We start from the raw sequence: 22,660 nt of genomic DNA on the forward strand, positions 1-22,660 counted from the left end.
TTAATATATGTAGTTTGTGCATAGAAAGAAGAGCCTCTCCTTCACATGGGACGGGCTCTTCTTTTTGTATATGTACCTCGCTCAGTCCCCGCAAAACCCTCATGTGTCAACACTCGCCCACCCGTTAAGACGGGATTAATTGGGCTTTATATGTTTATTTCAAATAGGATTGGGGTAATTACTATATATAGAACTTTAACTAACATAAAAGATTAGGGAAGGTGTTGGATTAGACATGGCAACAGAATTGAAAGCAAATACGAGGAAAGATTTTAAACGATCTTCATTAACAAAGCTGAGACATGAGGGGAATATCCCTGGAGTTGTCTACGGCTACAAGGCAGACAATACACCCATCATGGTAGATTCCATAACATTTATTAAAACGATACGCGAAGTAGGAAGAAACGGAATTATTTCCTTGAACGTAGATGGCAAAAAGCAAAACGTCATTTTAAGTGACTACCAGCAGGATCACCTGAAGGATGCTGTTACACACGTTGATTTCCTTGCTGTGAATATGTCAGAGGAGATTGATGCCGATGTACGTATTGAGCTTGTAGGAGAAGCGGCAGGAGTGAAGGACGGCGGCGTCATGCAGCAGCCATTGCATGAGGTATCCGTTACTGCCAAGCCGAATGATATTCCTGAATCCATCGAAGTGGATGTTACAGAGCTTCAAGTCGGGGAAACGGTAACGATCAGTGATATACGTAGCAAGTACAGCGTTACCTTGAATGAAGAGGATGACCGCACGATTGCTTCGATCCTTGCTCCAAGACAAGAAGAAGAAATCGACAGTGGGGAAGAGCAGGAAGCCGGCACACCTGATAACGAAGAAGGAAGAGAATCAGAAGCCAGTGAAGAAAGTGAATCACAAGAATAATAAAAATCACTGATTTTTTCGCGTAACCTTTTGCAGGTTGCGCTTTTTACGTTATTCTAGATGTATAAGGTCAGAAGAGGTGTTAGAGATGAAGTTAATCGTGGGACTCGGGAATCCGGGATCACAGTATGAAAAAACGAGACACAATATTGGATTCATAATTATAGATGCGTTAGCCGATCGCTTGGGTGTTTCACTGAATCAATCTAAGTTTAAAGGGGTTTATGGAACATACCATCACAAAGGTGAAAAAGTCGTCCTGTTAAAACCGCTTACGTATATGAATTTATCCGGGGAGAGCATTGTCCCCCTAATGGATTATTTTGAAATTGATGATGAGGATTTACTTGTCATATATGATGACCTTGACTTGCCGGTAGGGAAATTACGATTAAGGCAAAAGGGAAGCGCCGGGGGGCATAATGGCATTAAATCGACCATTGCTCACTTAGGTTCCCAGCAGTTCAACCGTCTGCGGGTAGGCATCGACCGTCCGACCAATGGGATGAGTGTTCCTGACTATGTCTTGGGGAAATTCTCAAAGGAAGAGCAGCCGGAACTGGATAAAGCCATTATATCAAGCGTGGAAGCATGTGAGACATGGTTGGATAAGCCATTTCTTGAAGTGATGAATAAATTTAACTAATTGATTCATATACTGAATTCCCCGGGTCCTTTCACCGCCAACATTGAATAACTCCCTTCTATCAGGTTCATACTAACCATATAAATGTGTATGGAGGGAAAGAGATGGCGATCCATTATCAGTGTCGACATTGCGGCACAAATGTAGGGACCCTTTCAAACGTATCCGTGCATTCAGAGCAGCTGGGGATTCACATGCTGACGGATGAAGAGCGGTTACATATGGTTCAGTACCAGGACAACGGGGACATCCAGGTAAAGACGATCTGTGAAGATTGTCAGGAGAGTCTGGAAAGGAATCCAGGCTATCATGAATTAGATCATATCATTCAGTAAGAACGCTTTGGTTCGAAACCAAAGCATTTTTCTGTTTGCACTTAGCTATAAAAGGGTTCAAGGGGAGGAGCGTACACTTGAAAGGTATTTTAAAACAGGTCCATCAAAGTGAAGAAATCCAGTCCATCATCGCCGGAGTGGAGGAAGGACTGTCTGAACAACTTGTTGCAGGATTGTCCGGTTCATCGAGGACGGCGTATATTGCAGATGTGTATCTGCAAACGAATAAATCCACTATAGTGGTCACACATAATTTATTTCAAGCTCAGAAAGTCTATGACGATCTCATTCAGTTTGTATCAGAGGATGAGGTATATTTATATTCTGCTAATGAGTTAATCGCAGCTGAGTTAAGCGTGGCGAGTCCGGAGCTGAGGGCTCAGCGGATCGAGGTATTGAATAAACTTTCAAAACATCACCAGGGTATCTACATCGTTCCGGTCGCAGGTTTACGGAAAATCCTTCCTCCTCCATCGATGTGGGCAACAAACCAGATCCGTTTTCAGATGGGTGAAGATATCGACTTGGATGAAGTATTGAATCAATTGGTGCAGATGGGGTATCAGCGTACAGGGATGGTCAGCACACCAGGGGAATTCAGCCTGCGCGGGGGAATTGTAGATATTTTCCCTTTAACATCCCAAAATCCTGTACGAATCGAATTATTCGATACCGAAATCGATTCTATCCGCATATTTTCTGCTGAAGACCAGCGTTCCATCGATAAACTGAATGAAATGGAAATAGGCCCTGCCACAGAGGTCTTGTTGAAATATGAGAACATGGAAAGGCTCATTAAGGAAATAAATGCCGGATTGTCCACCAGCTTAAAGAAGGTAAAATCTGCAGCCGTCAAGGAGAAGATGACAGAGTACATAGGGCATGAGGTGGATCAGCTTGAAAATGGGCAGGTGCCTGAGCAGATCTTCAAATACTTATCACTGGCGTATGAGAATCCTAGTAGTTTGCTAGATTATTTACCTAATGATGGGGTTCTGTTCTTTGATGAGTTCAGTCGCGTACAGGAAATGAGTGAGTCACTCGAGAAAGAGGAAGCGGAGTGGTATACTTCCCTCCTTCAAGAAGGACAGATCATTCATGACGTAGCGGTCTCTCATGCTTTTTCGACGCTGGTTAACAGGACGAAGCTTCCGAAGGTGTATTTCTCTTTGTTCCTTCGTCATATTGCCAATACTAGCCCCCAGAACATCTTTAATGTGTCTACGAAACCCATGCAGAATTTCCATGGGCAGATGAACGTATTGAAGGCAGAACTGGATCGCTGGAAAAAAGGAAACTATACCGTTGTGTTATTGGGACCGGATCAAGAACGGGTCAAGAAGCTGCAAAGAGTACTGGATGATTATAAAATCGAGATTGCCTTTGTGGAAGATGGAGATAAGCTGTTACCTGGTAAAGTCCAAATGATCAATGGAAGCCTGACAAGCGGGTTTGAGCTCCCACTTCAGAAGATTGCCGTTATCACAGAAGAAGAACTATTCAATAAGAAGACTCAGAAGAAGCCGAGAAGGCAGAAGCTTTCGAATGCAGAGAGAATCAAAAGCTATTCCGAGCTGAAAGTTGGGGATCATGTCGTTCATGTGAACCACGGGATCGGTAAATTCCTGGGGATTGAAACATTGGAGATCAATGGCGTCCATAAAGACTATCTTCATGTGAAATACCAGGGGAATGACAAACTTTATGTCCCGGTCGATCAAATCGAACTGGTACAAAAGTACGTTGCTTCAGAGCATAAAGATCCGAAGCTGTATAAGCTGGGCGGAAGTGAATGGAAGAAGGTCAAGTCTAAGGTTCAATCTTCTGTCCAGGATATAGCGGATGATCTCATCAAGCTCTATGCTGAAAGGGAAGCGGCAAAAGGGTATGCCTTTTCTCCTGATGGGGAGATGCAAAGAGATTTTGAAATGGCCTTCCCATATGAAGAAACAGATGACCAGCTCCGTTCTGTGACCGAAATCAAACACGATATGGAAAGAGAACGTCCGATGGACCGGTTACTATGCGGGGACGTGGGATACGGAAAGACCGAGGTTGCGATTCGGGCAGCCTTTAAGGCGATTGCTGATGGAAAACAGGTAGCCATCCTTGTCCCTACTACCATCCTTGCTCAACAACATTATGAAACGATTAAAGAACGGTTTCAGGACTTTCCTGTGGAAATCGGGTTATTGAGCCGTTTCCGAACCAGGAAACAGCAGCAGGAGACAACGAAAGGTCTTAATAGCGGCACGGTTGATATTGTGGTGGGGACCCATCGACTCCTGTCAAAAGACATTCAATACCGGGATTTGGGACTGTTGATCATCGATGAAGAACAAAGGTTCGGTGTCACACATAAAGAGAAGATCAAACAGTTAAAAACCAATATCGATGTACTGACCCTGACGGCAACACCGATTCCCCGGACGTTGCATATGTCGATGCTTGGGGTAAGGGATTTATCGGTCATCGAAACACCACCGGAGAATCGATTCCCGGTCCAGACCTATGTGATGGAGTACAATGGGGCCTTGATTAAAGAAGCGATCGAAAGGGAAATGGCACGTAACGGTCAGGTGTATTTCCTCTATAATCGCGTGGAAGATATCGAAAGGAAAGCCGATGAAATATCCATGCTAGTCCCCGATGCCCGTATTGCCTACGCTCACGGTCAGATGAGTGAAAATGAACTTGAAGCCGTCATATTAAGCTTCCTTGCAGGCGAATACGATGTTCTGGTTACCACGACGATTATTGAAACAGGTGTCGATATCCCGAATGTGAACACGTTGATTGTCTTTGATGCAGATCGTATGGGCTTATCACAACTTTACCAACTAAGAGGACGTGTAGGACGTTCGAACAGGGTGGCCTATGCCTATTTCACCTATCGTAAAGACAAGGTCCTCACGGAAGTGGCAGAGAAACGACTGCAGGCAATTAAAGAATTCACGGAGCTTGGATCGGGATTCAAAATCGCCATGCGTGACTTGACGATCCGCGGTGCGGGAAATCTCCTAGGGGCACAGCAGCACGGATTTATTGACTCTGTGGGATTCGATCTGTATTCCCAAATGCTCAAAGAAGCCATCGAAGAAAGAAAAGGGGATCTCCCGAAGCAGCCTGAATCGAGCTTTGAGGTCGATATAGAAATCGATGCTTATATTCCGGATGATTATATTAAGGATGGTCATCAAAAAATCGAGATGTATAAACGGTTCCGCTCCCTATCTTCCCTTCCTGAAATCGAAGAGCTGGAAGAAGAAATCCTGGACCGGTTCGGGGAGTATCCTGAAGAGGTGGGTTATCTATTCCTGATCTCAGAAATGAAAATATACGCAAAGAATACGGATCTTGAATCCATCAAGCAGGATAAGAAAACGGTGAATATCTTCATGTCACCGGAAGGAACGGCGAAGATCGACGGTTCCAAAGTATTTAACCTTTGCAACAAACACGGACGTGCCGTCGGACTTGGAATGGAAGGCTCCAAGCTTAAAATATCCATCAACACAGCACGACTTGAAGCGTCCAAATGGTTCAACATGGCCTACGACATCATCAAGCATCTGGATGAAGCAGTAAAAGTAGAAGAAAACGTGTAAGCATTTCACGATATCGACACAAAACCAGTGGCATTTCTTCCCTTCGTTATAATAATGTAACCAAAATGTAAACGCGCGGATTGTTTCACTCTACTATGATAAGGGTATTAGTATTTATGCAGCTGCCAACAATGGAAAAAGATACCTGCATTAGAATTTTAGTGAAATTACAGAAAAAATAACTGAATGTGTATAGAACTTCTAAGTTGTAAGATACTAAACTCAACAATGGTAAAGTATTCATCCAGAGATGGGTACATTGCCAAATAAAATCATCTGATGAAAGTGAGGCAACTATAGATGAAAGCAACTGGTATTGTTCGTCGTATTGATGATTTAGGGCGTGTCGTTATTCCGAAAGAAATTCGCAGGACATTAAGGATTCGCGAGGGAGATCCTCTTGAAATCTTCGTTGATCGTGACGGAGAAGTCATCTTAAAGAAATATTCCCCAATCAGTGAACTTGGTGACTTTGCTAAGGAATACGGCGAAGCATTGTACGACAGTTTGGGAAGTGCCGTATTGATTTGTGATCGGGATGCAGTCATTGCCATCTCCGGCGCTTCGAAGAAAGAGTATTTAAATAAGAACATCAGTGAGCTGATCGAGAAAGTAATGGATGACCGCACGTCTCTATTACACACTCAACAGGGACAAGCTGAGCTTGTCGAAGGACACGGTGAAGATCTTGCTTCCTATACGATCGCTCCGATTGTCGCAAATGGAGATCCGATTGGTGCCGTTGCGATTTTCTCAAAGGAACGTACAGTAGGTGAAGTGGAACAAAAGGCAGTAGAAACGGCAGCTGGCTTTTTAGCAAGACAAATGGAGTCATAACGTAAAGGAGTGGCATAAAAGCCGCTCTTCTTTTTTTTTGCCTCCAATCAGCCATCTTAGAACATAGCCGGATCAATATGGTAAAATGACCAGTACATATATGATTTTTCATAAGCTGATCGATTCACGCTTCGAAATAGTGGTAAGGAAAGGCAGGAAAACGGGTTGGGTAAGAAGTACTCTTCCAATCGATTTTTGAAAGGTGCAATGGTATTGACGATCGCAGCATTGGTAACGAAAATACTAAGTGCTGTCTATCGGGTGCCGTTTCAGAACATTGTTGGAGATATCGGATTTTATATATATCAGCAGGTGTATCCATTTTACGGAATCGCCATCGCGTTATCCACCTATGGATTCCCTGTCATCATTTCGAAAATGGTAGCGGAGAAACTGGAGGAAGATGATGAAGAAGGTGCAAAGAATGTGGCCGTTACCTCCTTCCTGTTCCTCTGTATCGTCGGTGTGGCCTGGTTCCTGCTTGTCTACTTCGGTTCAGGGGTGATCGCCCGGTGGATGGGAGACCCGAAGCTTAAGCCGTTGCTTCAAATGATTTCATTGTCCTTCCTTTTGTTAGCACCTCTATCTATCATAAGGGGATATTATCAAGGAAAAGAAGATATGGTACCCACGGCGGTTTCTCAGGTAACGGAACAAACCATCAGGGTGGGGACGATTCTTCTATTTTCAACCATTTTGGTATCTCAAGGGTACTCTTTGTATATGACAGGAAACGGTGCGCTGTTCGGATCCATCACCGGTGGTCTCGGTGGCTTATTGGTGCTTTTGTCGTTTCTGACTGCGCGGAAGGAAAAGCTGTTTTCACGAAAATACTTTTCTCTGCCTGTCGGATATATACAAATCTGGTCCCGGTTATTAAAGAATGGTACGGCCATCTGCGTCAGTGCGATGCTGCTCGTCTTACTTCAATTTGTTGATTCACTGAACGTATATTCCCTACTTATATCCTCTGGGATGGAAGAAGTAAGTGCGAAAACGTGGAAAGGGATTTATGACCGGGGACAGCCTTTTGTCCAGCTCGGAACGGTTGTGGCTACATCCATCTCACTGACCATTGTTCCACTCGTCACCAATGCCTATCTGAAAAGAAAAGAGGATTTAGTGAGGGAATACAGCCAGCTGGCCCTTAAAATAAGCATTACCATCGGGTTTGCTGCGACTCTCGGGATCATTAACATCATGGTGCCGACGAACACGATGCTATTTGAAAATGCCCTTGGTTCAAAGGTCATCGCTGTATTCTGCCTGTCGATATTCTTTAGCTGTCTTATCTTGACATTTGCCGGTATTTTTCAAGGCATCGGGAAGATTTATTTCCCTGCATTCTGCATTGTAACAGGCATTTTTGTAAAATATCTTGGCAATGCCTTGCTGATCCCGATCATGGGGATCATGGGTGCATCCATATCTACGGTAGGCTCTTTAAGCATAACGGCCATCATGATGCTGAGTTATTTACGAAAGCTGTTTCCCATCCGTTTTTTCACCTTCTCTTTTTATAAAACATTGTTGATGAGCGGTGCAGCCATGACGATTGGTTTACAGGGATTATTGCAGATTTATGATACACTTTTAGACAAAGGAATGCCTGATCGTCCACTTTCCATCCTCTTTTCATTAGGTGGAGTAGGGATTGGGGGCGCCATCTTTCTGGTCGTGCTATTAAGAGGGAATGTCCTCTCAAGGGAAGACATCAGTTTCTTGCCTTTTGGGAGCAAATGGACGTGGCTGATGGATAAGGTTCAGCCGAATAATAAGTAGCGAGGAGATTAACATGAATACCATAACGATAGTCGGGTTAGGGGCAGGAGATTTAGAACAGCTTCCCCTTGGAGTATATAGACGTATTAAAAGCAGCTCACATCTTTACTTGAGGACGGATCGGCATCCCGTCGTAAAGGATTTACTGTCAGAAGGGGTGACGTTTCAATCGTTTGACGCTGTATATGAAAAACATGATCAGTTTGATCTCGTATATGAAGAGATTGTCCGTGAACTGGTGGCCGCATCAGAGCGGCATTCACTTGTATACGCCGTTCCCGGTCACCCTTTGGTCGCTGAAAAGGCTGTCCAAATGCTACTGCATCTTCACGGTGAAGGAAAGATCCACGTTGAGATCGGCGGGGGACAGAGCTTTATTGATGCCCTGTTTGCTTCTGTCGGAGCGGATCCGATTGATGGGTTCCAGCTCCTTGATGGGACCAGCTTAAAGCTTCAAGATATTCATATGAAACAGCAGCTCATCATCGGACAAGTATATGATGCCTTCATTGCTTCTGAGGTGAAACTCACTCTGATGGAGCTCTATCCATATGATTATGAAGTCATGCTTGTAACGGCTGCAGGGAGCAGTGAAGAGAAAGTGGAGCGGATTCCACTGGTGGAGCTTGACCGGGTGGCCCATCTGAGCAATCTGACCAGTTTATACATTCCTGCAGTGAAAGAAATGGAGTCCTCCTTTAAGCAATATGCCACATTAAGAGAGATCATTTCGACGCTCCGGGGTCCAAATGGGTGTCCGTGGGACAAAGAACAAACTCATCACTCCCTGAAAAAATACCTTATTGAAGAAACGTATGAGTTATTAGAAGCTATCGAGGAAGAAGATATTGATCATATGATCGAAGAGCTGGGCGATGTCCTTCTTCAGATCATGCTCCATGCTCAAATAGGCGAAGATGAAGGCATGTTCACCATGGAGGAAGTGATTGAAGGCCTTGCTTCCAAGATGGTCCGGAGGCATCCTCATGTATTCGGAACCGTCCAAGTGGAAAACACGGAACAGGTGAAAGCAAACTGGGACGAAATCAAGAAACGTGAAAAACAGGACGATAGGGAACCAATGCTTAAGAACGTAGCAAAAGGTATGCCGGCTCTCATGAAGGCGTTTGAATATCAGAAAAAAGCTGCGAAAGTGGGCTTTGATTGGGCAGACCCTAAAGGTGCCTGGGAGAAAGTATGGGAAGAATTAAAGGAATTTGAAAGTGAAGTCGAGAATAATAGTGAAAATAGCATGAAAAAAGAATTTGGAGATGTGTTATTCGCTCTTATCAACGTGGCCAGATTTTATAAGATTTACCCTGAGGAAGCTTTAGCCATGACGAACACGAAATTCTACCGCCGTTTTTCTTATGTGGAAGAACAGGTTGAAAAATCCGGAAAGAGCTTTGAGGACTATTCGCTGGAAGAGTTGGATCAATTCTGGAACGAAGCGAAAAAGATGAATATCGAATAAGGGGAGATATACAATGGTATCCATGAGATTAGATAAATTCCTGAAAGTATCAAGACTGATCAAAAGAAGAACCTTGGCGAAAGAAATTGCCGATCAGGGACGAATCACGGTGAACGGCCTGCAGGCAAAAGCGAGCTCCAATGTAAAGGTGGGGGACGAATTAAGCGTAAGGTTTGGTCAGAGGATAATGAGGGTAAAGATAGAAAGGCTTCTGGAAACAACCAAAAAAGAAGAAGCAAGCGGACTTTATTCCGTCCTCTCAGAAGAAAGAGTCGAGGAAGCGGAGTAAAGGATACATAGCTCTAGGTATGTAAATTGGTTCTAATTTTCCCCCAAACACATAAACATAGTTACAAAGCTTGTACTATGGGAATGTGAGGGATGGATATGAATCAATATTATGATGGAAACAAAGATAAAACGACGTTTCAGGAACATGACGTGATGATGAGGGGGCGCAAGCTTCTGGACATCACAGGCGTGAAGCAAGTGGAGAGCTTCGATAACGAAGAGTTTCTCCTTGAAACGGTGATGGGATTCCTCTCTGTCAGGGGACAGAATCTTCAAATGAAGAATCTGGACGTGGATAAAGGCATCGTCTCGATAAAAGGAAAGGTGTTCGATCTCGTTTACCTGGATGAACAAAGTGGGGAGAAGGCTAAAGGCTTCTTTAGCAAGCTGTTTCGATGACCCTCTCCACCCAGTTCTATACCATGCTCTCCATGATCGGCATGGGGGCATTATTTGGTGCGGCCCTCGACACGTACTCCCGGTTCTTAAACCGATCCGAGAGAAAACGGTGGTTTGTATTCATTAATGACATCTTGTTTTGGGTTTTACAGGCACTGGCGATCTTTTATATCTTATTCGTTGTTAATTTCGGTGAAATCCGTTTTTATATTTTCATTGCATTGCTGTGTGGCTTTGCAGGGTATCAGGCTTTGATTAAACAGCTTTATCTTGCTTTTCTTGAACGTCTGATCCACTTTTTCATCTCCCTGTATAATTTCGGTGTGAAAATGGTGAAAAAGTTGATTTATTCACCGATAAAATGGATGATAGTGCTTCTGATCACGATTGTATTATCTGTAGGAAAAGGGCTCTTATCCGTCATATTATTCCTTTTAAAGGTAATCTTGAAGGTGATGCAATGGGCGATAAAGCTCATAATCACACCTATATGGTGGATATTAAAGGGTATTTGGAATTTATTGCCGAAAAATCTTACAAAAAGAGTCGAGAAGTTATATAATAAAATGGCAGGAATTTTTAACGCATATATCAAAAAAGTATATAGAGTGGTAGATAAGTTTAAAAGGAAACCTAAAGATAAAGAATAGAGCTTAAGGCTTTGCCACTCCATATTGTAAAGGAGGTATGGGAATGAGAAAGAACGTGACACCAATGGAAAATGAATATGTCCGTCATCAGGAGCATATGCATAAATCTTCATCTAAGAGAAAAAAGCGTTTGGTCCGTCGATTAGCAGTTTTCTTTGTGTTAGTGTTGGCAATTAGTGGATTTTTAATCTCGACCCTCATTTCCAGAGCCCAGGTCTTAGAAGATAAACAAACGGAAAAAGCACAATTGGAAAAAAAGTTGGAACACCTGAAAGATAAGCAATCAGCACTCGAAGAAGAGATTGTGAAGCTTAACGATGATGAATATATAGCCAAACTGGCGCGCCGGGATTACTTTTTATCAGATGAAGGTGAAATTATTTTCAACATACCTGACTCAGATAAAGAGAAAGAAGAAGAGGTGTCTTATTGACACTCTTTTTTTTAATTGGCTATAATATATAGTAAGGTTTATCTTTTATAATTTTAAGGAGGAGCATTTCTTTTATGTCAATCGAAGTAGGCAGCAAGTTACAGGGTAAGGTAACAGGTATTACAAATTTTGGAGCGTTCGTGGAATTATCGGAAGGTTCAACAGGTTTAGTTCACATTAGTGAAGTTGCAGACAACTATGTTAAGGATATTAACGAACACCTTAAAGTCGGCGACGAAGTAACAGTTAAAGTTATTAATGTTGAGAAAGATGGAAAGATCGGTTTATCCATCCGTAAAGCGAAAGATCAACCACAACGCCCGCAGCGCCCTCAGCGTCCTCAGCGCCCGCGTAGTAATAACAAACCGAACGACACTCGTACGAAAGAGAGTTTTGAACAAAAGATGGCACGTTTCTTAAAAGACAGTGAAGATCGTTTATCATCTTTAAAGAAAAACACTGAGTCTCGTCGTGGTGGAAAAGGGGCGAAAAAAGGTTAACTTGCTGTCTATTAACCCATATAGCAGGTTGTGAACGGAAAACAGGCATACTCATGATGATGAGTGTGCCTGTTTTTTTATTGTCTCTGAAAGAGGGCTGTTATTTTGATTAAAGACCCATACAGGAAATTCGTCATCCTTTACCGAATAGTTAATATATATCATTTAGTGGAGGCAGGATGTATGAAAAAAGAACAAATCATCGATCATCACGAATCGTTTAAGAGGTGGCTGAATGAGTTGAAGTCGATAAACAAAGTGGAATGGCTTCAACCGATGGAATCGGGTAAATGGTCGATTGCCGCCAATGTTTCCCATATCATCAAATGGGATCAATATTCATTACAAGAGATTCTTCCATATGTCGTGGAAGGAGCAGAACTCACTCCTTTTCCGGATTTCAAACAATTTAATGGAGAAGCTGAAGAATATGCGCACCGAGTGGTAAAACAGGAAGACTTGGTTGAAGAAGGGATCAGAACACGGGATCAAATCATAGCCTATGTGAAAAACCTTTCGGAGAATGACTTCCTGCAAGCATTCAAAGTGGGGGATCAACATTTTACCCTGGAAGAATTTTTTGAAGACTTCATCGGTCATGATAAACACCATCAAGAGCAGATCGAAGAGGTAGTATCTTTAGAAAGAACTTGAATGGCGAAAAGAGCAAAATAAAAACGACTATCATCATGATAGTCGTTTTTTTATGACCCGTACGGGATTCGAACCCGTGTTACCGCCGTGAAAGGGCGGTGTCTTAACCGCTTGACCAACGGGCCGATATAATATGGTAGCGGCGGAGGGGATCGAACCCCCGACCTCACGGGTATGAACCGTACGCTCTAGCCAGCTGAGCTACACCGCCATATCAATCTATACCTTTTTGGCACAAAATCTATGATACCTAGAAAGAATTATCTTGTCAATATACGATTGTAAAGAATTTGTCAGATTTCCCTTAAGCATAGTAACACAAGGATTTGAAAAGAAAAAACAAGGAATTATTAGAAGATCCCTCGTGAATATTCTGAATATTTTACCGGAATCAATAGAAAGTCGTCGAAACATTCTTGGTATGCATTCCCTCATTTTGACAAAGTTTTAAGCTCGTACCATTTATACTGAACAAAAAAGAAATGGGGAGTGTTTCATACATGGGGAAAGTCGATCAGTCGATCATCGAACCTGTTCAGAACGTTGACATTGAACACACGAAATTGGAACTATCCAAGGGGATCCGGTCCGTTTATTCGAAGCTCGAATGGTTATTTGTAGAAAAGGGGATTGCCTTATTCGTCATTGGATTTCTACTCGGGAGAGCTTTAATCCTTTCACATTTGTCACCATTTGCCCTGCCGTTCTTTGCCTCTGTTTATATCATTCGGAGAGAGAAATCGCCGATTGCACTGATCGGGCTATTGGCAGGAGCGCTTACCTTATCCATTCCTACTATCAGTTATACGTTCGGAAGTGCGGTAATATTCCTGTTAGCTTTTCGGCTATCGCAGAAATACCATAAGAATAATGTGAGGGCTGTTGCTTTCTATGTATTCTTTACGGTCATGGCTGCCAAACTGGGCTTTGATTATATTCAACAAGGACAAGCCCTCACCATTTATAACGGGGTGATGGCGGCAATAGAAGCAAGCCTCGCGTTTCTATTAACCTATATTTTCATCCAGAGTGTACCACTTGTGACTGTTCAGCGCCGAAGGAAGTCGTTGAAGACCGAAGAAGTGGTCAGCTTGATCATTCTCCTGGCCTCCATCCTGACGGGGACAATCGGTTGGTCTGTGTACAATTTATCTGTGGAACATGTGCTATCAAGATATCTGGTGCTGCTGTTCTCCTTTATTGCAGGGGCCACGATGGGTTCAACGGTAGGGGTGGTAACCGGTCTTGTCTTCAGCTTGGCCAATGTTTCAAGCTTTTATCAAATGAGCTTGCTTGCTTTTTCCGGACTTCTGGGCGGCCTCATGAAAGAAGGAAAGAAATTTGGAGCGGCAATCGGTTTGTTAATCGCTACATTATTGATGGGAATGTACGGGGATACAGATACGGTCATTACGAAAACACTTTATGAATCGGGAGTAGCGATCTTACTCCTCTTTTTAACCCCGCAAAGTTTGACGTCTAAAATTGCGAGACATATACCCGGAACGGCTGAATATCAGCAGGATCAACAAGGGTACATGCGCCGGGTCAGGGATGTGACCGCTCATCGGGTCACTCAGTTCTCGTCGGTCTTCCAGGCTTTATCGAACAGTTTTCAACAAATAGAAGACCGGTTTGAAGAGGAGGAAGATAAAGAATTTGATTATTTTCTCAGCAATGTAACGGAGAAGACGTGTCAAACCTGCTTTAAGAAAGATCAGTGCTGGGCGCGCAATTTTGATAAAACTTATAATCTTATGAAAGATGTGATGACCGAGTACGACCAGGGAAGGGTCCCGCTTTCCCCGAGACTGGCAAGGGAAGTGGAGAAGCATTGTACCAGGGAGAAGAAGTTGAAGGACACAATCTATCAGGAGCTGACTTTCTATCAGGCAAACCTGAAATTGAAGAAGCAGGTTCAGGAAAGCAGGAAGCTTGTGGCTGACCAGCTGCTCGGGGTCTCGGAGGTGATGGGGAACTTTGCGAAAGAAATCCAAAGAGAAAGGGAAAATCATCATATTCAGGAAGAGCAGATCCTGACGAGTATAGGAGAGTTTGGAATCGAAATTGAAAATATTGAAATCTATAATCTGGAACAGGGGAATGTCGATATCGATATCACCATGCCTTATTGCGGTGGGCATGGTCAGGGTGAAAAGCTCATTGCCCCGATGCTATCCGATATATTAGGAGAAAATATCGTCGTCCAGAAGGAGGAATGCGCCCAATTTCCGAATGGTCAATGTCATGTCACCTTTCAATCCGCCAAGAAGTTTGTCGTCGATACGGGGGCTTCCCATGCAGCGAAAGGAGGCGGCCTTGTTTCAGGGGACAGTTATTCGATGATTGAATTAGGAAGGGGGAAATATGCAGTTGCCATCAGTGACGGGATGGGCAACGGTGAAAGAGCCCATTATGAGAGCAATGAGACACTGAGATTATTGAAAAAGATATTGGAGTCCGGAATTGAAGAACAGGTGGCAATCAAGTCCATCAACTCGATCTTGTCCCTCAGGACGAATGATGAAATTTTTTCTACACTGGATTTAGCCATGATCGATCTGCAGAATGCCTCATCACGTTTTTTGAAAATCGGTTCGACCCCAAGTTTCATCAAGCGTGGGGATAAGATCCTCAAGGTGGAAGCCAGTAATTTACCGATGGGGATGCTTCAGCAGGATTTCGATGTGGATGTGGTGTCAGAGCAGTTGAAGGCAGGAGATCTTCTCATCATGATGAGTGACGGTGCATTTGAAGGACCGAAACATGTAGAAAATTATGATCTGTGGATGAAGAGGAAGATAAAGGAGCTTGAAACCGAGGATCCACAGGAAGTGGCGGACATTCTGATGGAGGAGGTCATCCGGTCGAGTTCCGGTTTAATAGAAGATGATATGACCATTGTGGTGTCGAAAATCAAACATAATATACCGAAGTGGTCCTCCATCCCGATGCATAAAGCGAAAACGAAAGATAAAATTTCATAGGCTGGAGTATGCCCTATAAAAATAGTTAACTAGAGTATAATTCCCTCCTGATTCGGCGAAGATGATATCAACTTTAGAATGAGGAGGGGAGTCTGATGAAGCCAGGTACACTTCGTCAAATTCTTTTAATTACGGATGGTTGCTCGAATCAAGGAGAAGACCCGATTGCAATGGCGGCCCTTGCCAAGGAGCAGGGGATTTCGGTCAATGTGATTGGTGTGATGGACAATGATGTCATAGATGATAATGGAATGCAGGAAATTGAAGGGATTGCTCTATCGGGGGGTGGAGTGAGCCAGATCGTATATGCTCAACAACTTTCTCAAACGGTACAGATGGTCACGCGCAAAGCGATGACACAGACGTTGCAGGGGGTTGTAAATAAAGAGTTGAAACAAATTCTTGGGAAATCCGCTTCCATGGAGGAGCTTCCTCCCGAACAGCGTGGAGAGGTCATGGAAGTAGTCGATGAACTCGGTGAATCCGTTGATATGGAAGTGTTGATTCTTGTCGATACGTCTGCAAGTATGAAACATAAGCTTCCGACAGTCAAGGAAGCCTTATTGGACCTATCGTTAAGCTTGAATGCAAGGATGGGGGATAATAAGTTTTCTGTCTTTGTATTTCCCGGGAAACGACAAGATGTCGAAAAATTGCTGGATTGGACACCGAAGCTTGAAACATTGACAAGTATTTTCTCTAAACTGTCTCCAGGTGGGATCACTCCAACAGGACCGGCGATTTCAGAGGCCATTACACACTTTAAGAAAAAACGTTCATTAAGGGGATTGCTCTCTCGTGGCGATGATGAACAATACTTCGAAGAAACCATTTAGTTTCCCCCCTGGAACAGTTATAAGAGGTAAATGGTACAAGCATATTTATACCATTGTGAAGGAACTGGGCTATGGTGCCAATGGGATGGTATATCTGGTGCAAGGGTCAGCAGGGTACCAGGCGTTAAAGATGAGTGACAGTAATGTCTCGATCACTTCAGAAGTCAATGTATTAAAAGCTTTCTCAAAGGTCCAAGGCTCACCCCTTGGGCCAAAGCTTCTTGATGTGGATGATTGGGAGGTCAGGGGTCAAAAAATCCACTTTTATGTAATGGAATATATACAGGGGACCGACCTGCTCTCATTTGTGCAGTCCAAGGGGTTTTCCTGGACAGGTGTCCTCATTGCCCAGCTTCTTTCAGATCTGGAACGCATTCATAAAGAAGGATGGGTGTTCGGGGATTTAAAGCCGGAAAATTTGATCGTGACGGGTCCTCCTTACCGTATTCGCTGTATCGATGTTGGTGGTACCACCATCAATGGCCGTGCCATAAAGGAGTTTACGGAGTTTTTTGATAGAGGATATTGGATAGGGGGATCAAGGAAGGCAGAGCCGTCTTATGATCTTTTCTCCGTAGGGATGATTCTCATCAACCTCGCGTATCCAACGCGTTTCACGAAGGCTCCCGAGGGGAATATGAAACAACTGAGGAAGGCGATCGATTCCAGGGACCAATTAAAAAGGTTTGCAGGAACGATCCAGGATGCATTGGAAGGGAAATTTCTATCCGCCAATGAAATGAGGGAGAGCCTCTTGCACGGACTATCCCATGTCCAAGCAACGCAGCAGCCGAAGCCGAAAGCGCAGAGGCCGGTCCCTAATCACTCCACTGCAAGAACCTCTTCTGCCCACACCAGCAGATATCAGAACCAAAGGAGTAAAAAGACCGGTCATTTCCTGGAAACCGTCCTTGTTGTCATCATTGTGTCACTTCTGTATGTTTTGTATATTTATGGAGAATTGTTGTAGCATATCAGTGTGAGAATGCAGAATAAATTGATACAATGGGGAAAATGGTTTGAGGAAGAGGATCACAATGTTTGAGGATACAACAAAACGTTTCATACGCGAACATCAGCTGATTGAAAAGGGAGACCGCATCGTAGTGGCTGTGTCAGGCGGACCCGATTCCTTAGCACTGCTCCACTTTCTTGATGAGAACAAGGTTGAACTGGGAGTAGATGTAGAAGCGGCCCATCTTGATCATATGTTCAGGGGCGAAGAGTCCTTTCAGGAGCTTCTGTTTGTCAGGGAATTCTGCAACCGTCGTCACATCCCTTTTCACGGAGAAAGGGTAGATGTTTCAACGGAAATCGAGCGGACAAATGGCAGCCTGCAAGATAAGGCACGTCAGATCCGTTATGGGTTTTTAAAAGAGGTCATGGAAGAGGTATCTGCTACCAAATTGGCTCTCGGTCACCACGGGGATGATCAGGTGGAAACCATCCTGATGAAATTGACAAGGGGAGCATCCGGTGCGGGCAGGGCTGGTATACCGGTAAAGCGACCATTTGCCGGTGGTGAGATCATCCGGCCGCTTCTTTCAGTGACAAAAGAGGAAATCGAAAGGTATTGTGAAACACATGGTCTCATCCCGAGAAGAGATCCAAGTAATGAAAAGGAAGATTATACGAGGAACCGGTTTAGAAAGAGGATCCTTCCGTTCTTGAAACAGGAAAACCCCCATGTACATCTCCAATTCCAACGATTTAGTGAAGAATTGACAGAAGATGAGGCATACTTAGAGGAATTAACAAGGGAAAAGTTGAATAAGGTATGGAATAACACCGGGGATTACTCGACTTTACATATCGATGGTTTTCTTGCGATGGCTCAGCCTTTACAAAGAAGAGGGATTAATCTAATATTAAACTATCTTTACAAACTAAGACCATCTTCCTTATCGTCTATACATATTTACGATGTATTGGGTATTTTAAAAGGAAAAACGCCGAATGCCAGCTTAGATTTACCAAAGGGGCTAAAGGTAACGCGTGCGTATCATACATGCTATTTTCACTTTGGGGATTTAGCCTTAATCGAGGTTCCATACTGTTATGAGCTTCAGGTTAACAACAGGCTGGACATCCAAGGTGGATATCAGTTCCTTCTCTATTCTTCCCCGCCCGTTCTGGACCGGGCCGGTGATGTGATCTATCTTGATCCAAGCACAGTGTCCCTACCGCTATACGTGCGTACGAGAAGAAGTAAGGATCGAATGAAAGTGAAGGGAATGGAAGGCTCTAAGAAGCTAAAAGCCCTCTTCATAGACCAAAAAATCCCTGCACATCTTCGTGATGAATGGCCGATAGTAGTGGATGCAGAAAACCATATACTATGGGTTCCGGGAATGAAAAAGTCCATTTACGATTTGGGAGAAGAGCAAGAGAATAGTTTAGTACTACAATTTACAAGCAATCATCTTCTAGGAGGCAGTTGAACATTGTTAAACCAAGATATTGAGAAAGTGTTAATTTCAGAAGAAGAACTTCAAGAAAAGATTAAAGTGTTGGGTGCACAATTAACGGAGGAATATCAAGACCGCTTTCCTTTGGCAATAGGTGTGTTAAAAGGTGCAATGCCATTCATGGCTGACCTTTGCAAGCGTATGGATACACATATGGAAATGGATTTCATGGATGTATCCAGTTACGGGAACTCTACTGTCTCTTCAGGAGAAGTAAAGATTGTGAAAGATTTAGATACGAAAGTGGAAGGCCGTGATATCCTCATCATTGAAGATATCATCGACAGCGGATTAACATTAAGCTATCTGGTTGAGCTTTTCCGTTATCGTAAAGCGAAATCCATCAGCATTGTCACTCTGCTAGACAAGCCAAGCGGCCGTAAAGCAGACATCAAAGCAGACTACGTAGGCTTTATCGTTCCTGACGAATTCGTGGTCGGATATGGCCTTGATTACGCTGAAAGATATCGTAATCTGCCGTATATCGGTGTTTTAAAACCAAGAGTGTATACAACAGGAGAATAAGTATATTCTAAAGAGGAATCTTGTAAGTGCAATTTGTTGTAATGCCATGATTTTCTATGATACTATTTTACTTAGTTTGTTTACCCGTGGGAGGAGGTAAGGGATGAACCGGATCTTTCGAAACACCATATTCTATTTACTGGTCTTTTTAGTGATCATAGGTGTGGTGAGTTATTTCAGCAACAACAACGAGCCAACCAAAAATATCGAGTACAGTACATTTATTAATAACCTTGAAGACGGAGACGTTTCTTCTTTTTCAATTCAACCTGGCAGAGGTGTTTATGAAGTAAAAGGACAGATGGAAGGCGCTAAAGAAGGAGAGTACTTCTTGACTTATGTCCTTACCACAGATGGAAAACTGATGGATAAGATCAATGCGGCTGCGTCAGAGCAGGGCATCGATGTGGAAGTTTTACAGGCCAAGGAAACAAGCGGCTGGGTATCTTTCTTCACGACCATCATTCCGTTTGTCATCATCTTCATTCTGTTCTTCTTCTTACTTAACCAGGCTCAGGGCGGCGGAAGCCGTGTCATGAACTTCGGTAAGAGTAAGGCTAAGCTTTACAGTGAAGAGAAGAAGAAAGTCCGCTTTAAAGATGTAGCCGGAGCGGACGAGGAAAAGCAAGAGCTTGTAGAGGTAGTGGAATTCCTTAAGGATCCACGCAAGTTCTCCGAAGTGGGTGCCCGTATTCCAAAGGGTGTCCTTCTAGTGGGACCTCCAGGTACAGGTAAAACCCTACTTGCACGAGCAGTCGCTGGAGAAGCGGGAGTTCCTTTCTTCTCGATCAGTGGTTCCGACTTCGTTGAAATGTTTGTCGGTGTCGGTGCGTCTCGTGTACGTGACTTATTTGAAAACGCGAAGAAGAATGCACCATGTATCATCTTCATTGATGAGATTGATGCAGTCGGTCGTCAACGTGGAGCAGGCTTGGGCGGAGGTCACGATGAGCGTGAACAAACCCTGAACCAGTTACTTGTTGAAATGGACGGTTTCGGCGCGAACGAAGGAATCATCATCGTCGCTGCAACGAACCGACCTGACATTCTGGATCCAGCATTATTGCGTCCAGGACGTTTCGACCGTCAAATTACAGTAGATCGTCCTGACTTAAAAGGCCGTGAAGCTGTTCTTAAAGTACATTCTCATAATAAACCTCTTGATGATTCAGTGGATCTAAAGGCGATTGCGATGAGAACACCTGGCTTCTCCGGAGCCGATTTAGAAAATCTTCTGAACGAAGCAGCACTTGTTGCAGCACGAGAAGATAAGAAGAAAATTGATATGCGCGATATCGATGAAGCAACGGACCGTGTCATTGCAGGTCCTGCCAAGAAGAGCCGCGTCATTTCTGAAAAAGAACGTAAAATCGTGGCATTCCACGAAGCGGGTCACACCGTGATCGGATTAGTCCTTGATGAAGCAGACATGGTACATAAGGTGACCATCGTTCCTCGTGGTCAAGCAGGCGGCTATGCTGTTATGCTTCCTAAAGAAGATCGTTACTTTATGACGAAGCCTGAGCTTCTCGATAAGATCACCGGCTTACTCGGTGGTCGTGTGGCAGAGGAAATCATCTTCGGTGATGTTTCCACCGGTGCACACAATGACTTCCAACGTGCAACTGGAATTGCCCGTAAAATGGTCACTGAATACGGCATGAGTGATAAACTTGGACCGCTTCAGTTCGGTCAATCACAAGGTGGTCAAGTATTCCTGGGCCGTGACATCAATAGTGAACAAAACTATTCAGATGCCATCGCTTATGAAATTGACTTAGAAATGCAGCGTCTAATCAAAGACAGCTATGAGAGAGCGAAGCGAATCCTTACTGAAAATCGCGACAAGCTTGAACTCATCGCCAAAACATTATTAGATGTCGAAACATTGGATGCCGCTCAGATCAAGTCTTTAATGGATCACGGCAAACTACCGGAACGCACATATGAATCCGACCAGGATAACGGTGACGTGAAGGTGAATATCCAAAAGAAAAATGAAGAGAACGTGATTGAAGAAGACACGGCTTCTAAGGAAGACGATACTAATTCTGATCGCACGTAAATAAAGAAGGATGCATCCATTCGTGGGTGCATCTTTTTTGTATTGTGCCGGGCAGAGTCTGGATTAGATTTTTTGTTGATTTGGGAAATATTGTTTAACGGCTGGATTATGTTCTGTTTCGGCCGGATCTTTCTTTGAATCGTCTGGATTTTCAGCGATTCTGGCTGAATAAAGAAGTATTTCCGCTGGATTATTCCAGAAAACGGCTGGATTCTGCTGACACACGGGTTGTCATGGTTTGCTGGGCCAGCAAAACCGCCTTCCCGGCCCATTCATCTTATGCTTGTCGGATCTGACCAAGCCGGTTCCGCTTTTGTTTCATCCAGCTCCAGGGCTTAGAGGCTCGAGGTCATAAGCTAAACATGCCCAAAAGGCAAAAACCCGCCTTTTAGTCATGTTCATCTTATGCTTGTCGCCTCTGTGCAAAGCCCTTGCGCTTTTGTACCTATTCTAAATAAATTATGGTATGATGTTGGCAGTGTGAAAACAATTGGCTTAGTAGGTGAGGATATTGATTTTTGTAATGGATGTAGGGAATACCAATATCGTGTTTGGTGTGTATGAAAATGACCACTTAAAATATCATTGGAGAGCTGAAACGAATCGACATAAAACGGAAGATGAGTTCGGGATGCTTGTAAAGAATCTGTTTGAGCATGTGAATCTGACGTTTGAAGAGATTGACGGGATTATTATTTCTTCCGTTGTTCCTCCAATCATGTTTAGTTTAGAACGTATGTGTGAGAAGTATTTTCATATCACTCCACTGGTTGTTGGTCCAGGGATCAAGACTGGTTTAAATATTATGTATGAAAATCCAAGGGAAGTCGGAGCGGACCGAATTGTGAATGCTGTCGCTGGCATACATGAATATGGTGGACCTCTCATCATCGTTGACTTTGGAACAGCCACAACGTATTGCTATATCAATGAGGAACGACAATATATGGGTGGTGCGATCGCACCGGGAATAGGCATATCAACGGAAGCCCTTTACTCGAAGGCGGCCAAACTGCCAAGGATTGAAATTGCACGTCCAGAGCAGATCATCGGAAAGAATACCGTTACAGCCATGCAGGCGGGTATCCTTTATGGGTATGTTGGACAAGTAGAGGGTATCGTTCAAAGAATGAAAGCACAAAGTAAGAAAGAACCAACGGTCATTGCGACGGGAGGATTAGCAACACTGATATCGAAAGAATCCAATAGCATCGATGTCGTAGACCCATTCCTGACATTAAAAGGGCTGAAATTAATCTACAAGAGAAATATGAGCTGAGAAGA

The 22,660-nt window shown here is 43.7% G+C and carries 20 protein-coding genes and 2 tRNA genes; 20 read left to right on the forward strand and 2 right to left on the reverse strand.

Features of this window, described 5'->3' with window-relative positions:
- Nucleotides 1–235 precede the first annotated feature (235 nt).
- From KYJ26_RS22960 to KYJ26_RS23020, 13 genes are all read left to right on the forward strand, one after another.
- The gene (locus KYJ26_RS22960; RefSeq protein ID WP_219170368.1) at nt 236–886 is read left to right on the forward strand and encodes a 50S ribosomal protein L25/general stress protein Ctc; all 651 of its coding nucleotides are present in this window, start codon (nt 236–238) and stop codon (nt 884–886) included.
- A gap of 88 nt (nt 887–974) precedes the next feature.
- Nucleotides 975–1,532 (forward strand): aminoacyl-tRNA hydrolase, encoded by a 558-nt coding sequence (gene pth / locus KYJ26_RS22965; protein ID WP_219170377.1) that lies wholly within the window; start codon nt 975–977, stop codon nt 1,530–1,532.
- Between the two features lie 104 nt (nt 1,533–1,636).
- Nucleotides 1,637–1,867, forward strand: a complete 231-nt coding sequence (locus KYJ26_RS22970; protein WP_219170379.1) for an anti-sigma-F factor Fin family protein — start codon at nt 1,637–1,639, stop codon at nt 1,865–1,867.
- 77 nt (nt 1,868–1,944) lie between these two features.
- Complete coding sequence (gene mfd, locus KYJ26_RS22975) at nt 1,945–5,475, forward strand: transcription-repair coupling factor (RefSeq protein ID WP_219170381.1); 3,531 nt, start codon at nt 1,945–1,947, stop codon at nt 5,473–5,475.
- 300 nt (nt 5,476–5,775) lie between these two features.
- Nucleotides 5,776–6,312: a stage V sporulation protein T gene (spoVT, locus tag KYJ26_RS22980; RefSeq protein WP_219170383.1), complete on the forward strand. Its 537-nt coding sequence runs from the start codon at nt 5,776–5,778 to the stop codon at nt 6,310–6,312.
- A 165-nt stretch (nt 6,313–6,477) separates the two neighbouring features.
- On the forward strand, nt 6,478–8,094 hold the full coding sequence (locus KYJ26_RS22985; protein WP_257475210.1) for a putative polysaccharide biosynthesis protein: 1,617 nt from the start codon (nt 6,478–6,480) through the stop codon (nt 8,092–8,094).
- A 13-nt stretch (nt 8,095–8,107) separates the two neighbouring features.
- Nucleotides 8,108–9,568, forward strand: a complete 1,461-nt coding sequence (yabN, locus tag KYJ26_RS22990) for a bifunctional methyltransferase/pyrophosphohydrolase YabN (RefSeq protein WP_219170385.1) — start codon at nt 8,108–8,110, stop codon at nt 9,566–9,568.
- A gap of 22 nt (nt 9,569–9,590) precedes the next feature.
- The gene (locus KYJ26_RS22995; RefSeq protein ID WP_206858024.1) at nt 9,591–9,857 is read left to right on the forward strand and encodes an RNA-binding S4 domain-containing protein; all 267 of its coding nucleotides are present in this window, start codon (nt 9,591–9,593) and stop codon (nt 9,855–9,857) included.
- A 98-nt stretch (nt 9,858–9,955) separates the two neighbouring features.
- Entirely contained in the window at nt 9,956–10,258 is a 303-nt protein-coding gene (yabP, locus tag KYJ26_RS23000; protein ID WP_219170387.1) for a sporulation protein YabP, read from the forward strand.
- Nucleotides 10,255–10,908, forward strand: coding sequence for a spore cortex biosynthesis protein YabQ (yabQ, locus tag KYJ26_RS23005; RefSeq protein ID WP_219170389.1), 654 nt, complete (start codon nt 10,255–10,257; stop codon nt 10,906–10,908). Before yabP ends, yabQ begins: the two co-directional genes overlap by 4 nt.
- 43 nt (nt 10,909–10,951) lie before the next feature.
- A complete protein-coding gene (locus tag KYJ26_RS23010) occupies nt 10,952–11,341 on the forward strand; it encodes an FtsB family cell division protein (RefSeq protein WP_226677537.1) in 390 nt (129 codons plus the stop codon).
- Nucleotides 11,342–11,415: 74 nt separating this feature from the next.
- Nucleotides 11,416–11,841, forward strand: a complete 426-nt coding sequence (locus KYJ26_RS23015; RefSeq protein WP_098353691.1) for a S1 domain-containing RNA-binding protein — start codon at nt 11,416–11,418, stop codon at nt 11,839–11,841.
- A 183-nt stretch (nt 11,842–12,024) separates the two neighbouring features.
- Complete coding sequence (locus tag KYJ26_RS23020; protein WP_219170393.1) at nt 12,025–12,495, forward strand: DinB family protein; 471 nt, start codon at nt 12,025–12,027, stop codon at nt 12,493–12,495.
- 53 nt (nt 12,496–12,548) lie between these two features.
- Here the strand turns inward: KYJ26_RS23020 and KYJ26_RS23025 are convergent.
- Nucleotides 12,549–12,620: transfer RNA gene (locus KYJ26_RS23025), tRNA-Glu, on the reverse strand.
- A 9-nt stretch (nt 12,621–12,629) separates the two neighbouring features.
- Nucleotides 12,630–12,706: transfer RNA gene (locus KYJ26_RS23030), tRNA-Met, on the reverse strand.
- A gap of 289 nt (nt 12,707–12,995) precedes the next feature.
- Between KYJ26_RS23030 and spoIIE the strand changes: the two genes are divergently transcribed.
- The 7 genes from spoIIE to KYJ26_RS23065 all read left to right on the forward strand — a co-directional run bounded on the left by spoIIE (nt 12,996) and on the right by KYJ26_RS23065 (nt 22,655).
- Nucleotides 12,996–15,482: a stage II sporulation protein E gene (gene spoIIE / locus KYJ26_RS23035; RefSeq protein ID WP_219170395.1), complete on the forward strand. Its 2,487-nt coding sequence runs from the start codon at nt 12,996–12,998 to the stop codon at nt 15,480–15,482.
- A gap of 95 nt (nt 15,483–15,577) precedes the next feature.
- Nucleotides 15,578–16,318, forward strand: coding sequence for a VWA domain-containing protein (locus KYJ26_RS23040; protein WP_044340612.1), 741 nt, complete (start codon nt 15,578–15,580; stop codon nt 16,316–16,318).
- Entirely contained in the window at nt 16,287–17,288 is a 1,002-nt protein-coding gene (locus KYJ26_RS23045) for a protein kinase domain-containing protein (protein ID WP_219170431.1), read from the forward strand. Before KYJ26_RS23040 ends, KYJ26_RS23045 begins: the two co-directional genes overlap by 32 nt.
- Nucleotides 17,289–17,355: 67 nt before the next feature.
- A complete protein-coding gene (tilS, locus tag KYJ26_RS23050; protein ID WP_219170397.1) occupies nt 17,356–18,759 on the forward strand; it encodes a tRNA lysidine(34) synthetase TilS in 1,404 nt (467 codons plus the stop codon).
- Nucleotides 18,760–18,762: 3 nt separating this feature from the next.
- Nucleotides 18,763–19,311 (forward strand): hypoxanthine phosphoribosyltransferase, encoded by a 549-nt coding sequence (gene hpt / locus KYJ26_RS23055; protein ID WP_219170399.1) that lies wholly within the window; start codon nt 18,763–18,765, stop codon nt 19,309–19,311.
- A 103-nt stretch (nt 19,312–19,414) separates the two neighbouring features.
- The gene (gene ftsH, locus KYJ26_RS23060) at nt 19,415–21,376 is read left to right on the forward strand and encodes an ATP-dependent zinc metalloprotease FtsH (RefSeq protein ID WP_219170401.1); all 1,962 of its coding nucleotides are present in this window, start codon (nt 19,415–19,417) and stop codon (nt 21,374–21,376) included.
- 511 nt (nt 21,377–21,887) lie between these two features.
- The gene (locus KYJ26_RS23065) at nt 21,888–22,655 is read left to right on the forward strand and encodes a type III pantothenate kinase (protein ID WP_219170403.1); all 768 of its coding nucleotides are present in this window, start codon (nt 21,888–21,890) and stop codon (nt 22,653–22,655) included.
- The last annotated feature ends 5 nt before the right edge of the window (nt 22,656–22,660 follow it).

This window comes from Rossellomorea orangium (assembly GCF_019334305.1).
In the GTDB taxonomy this organism is placed as follows: Bacteria; Bacillota; Bacilli; order Bacillales; family Bacillaceae_B; genus Rossellomorea.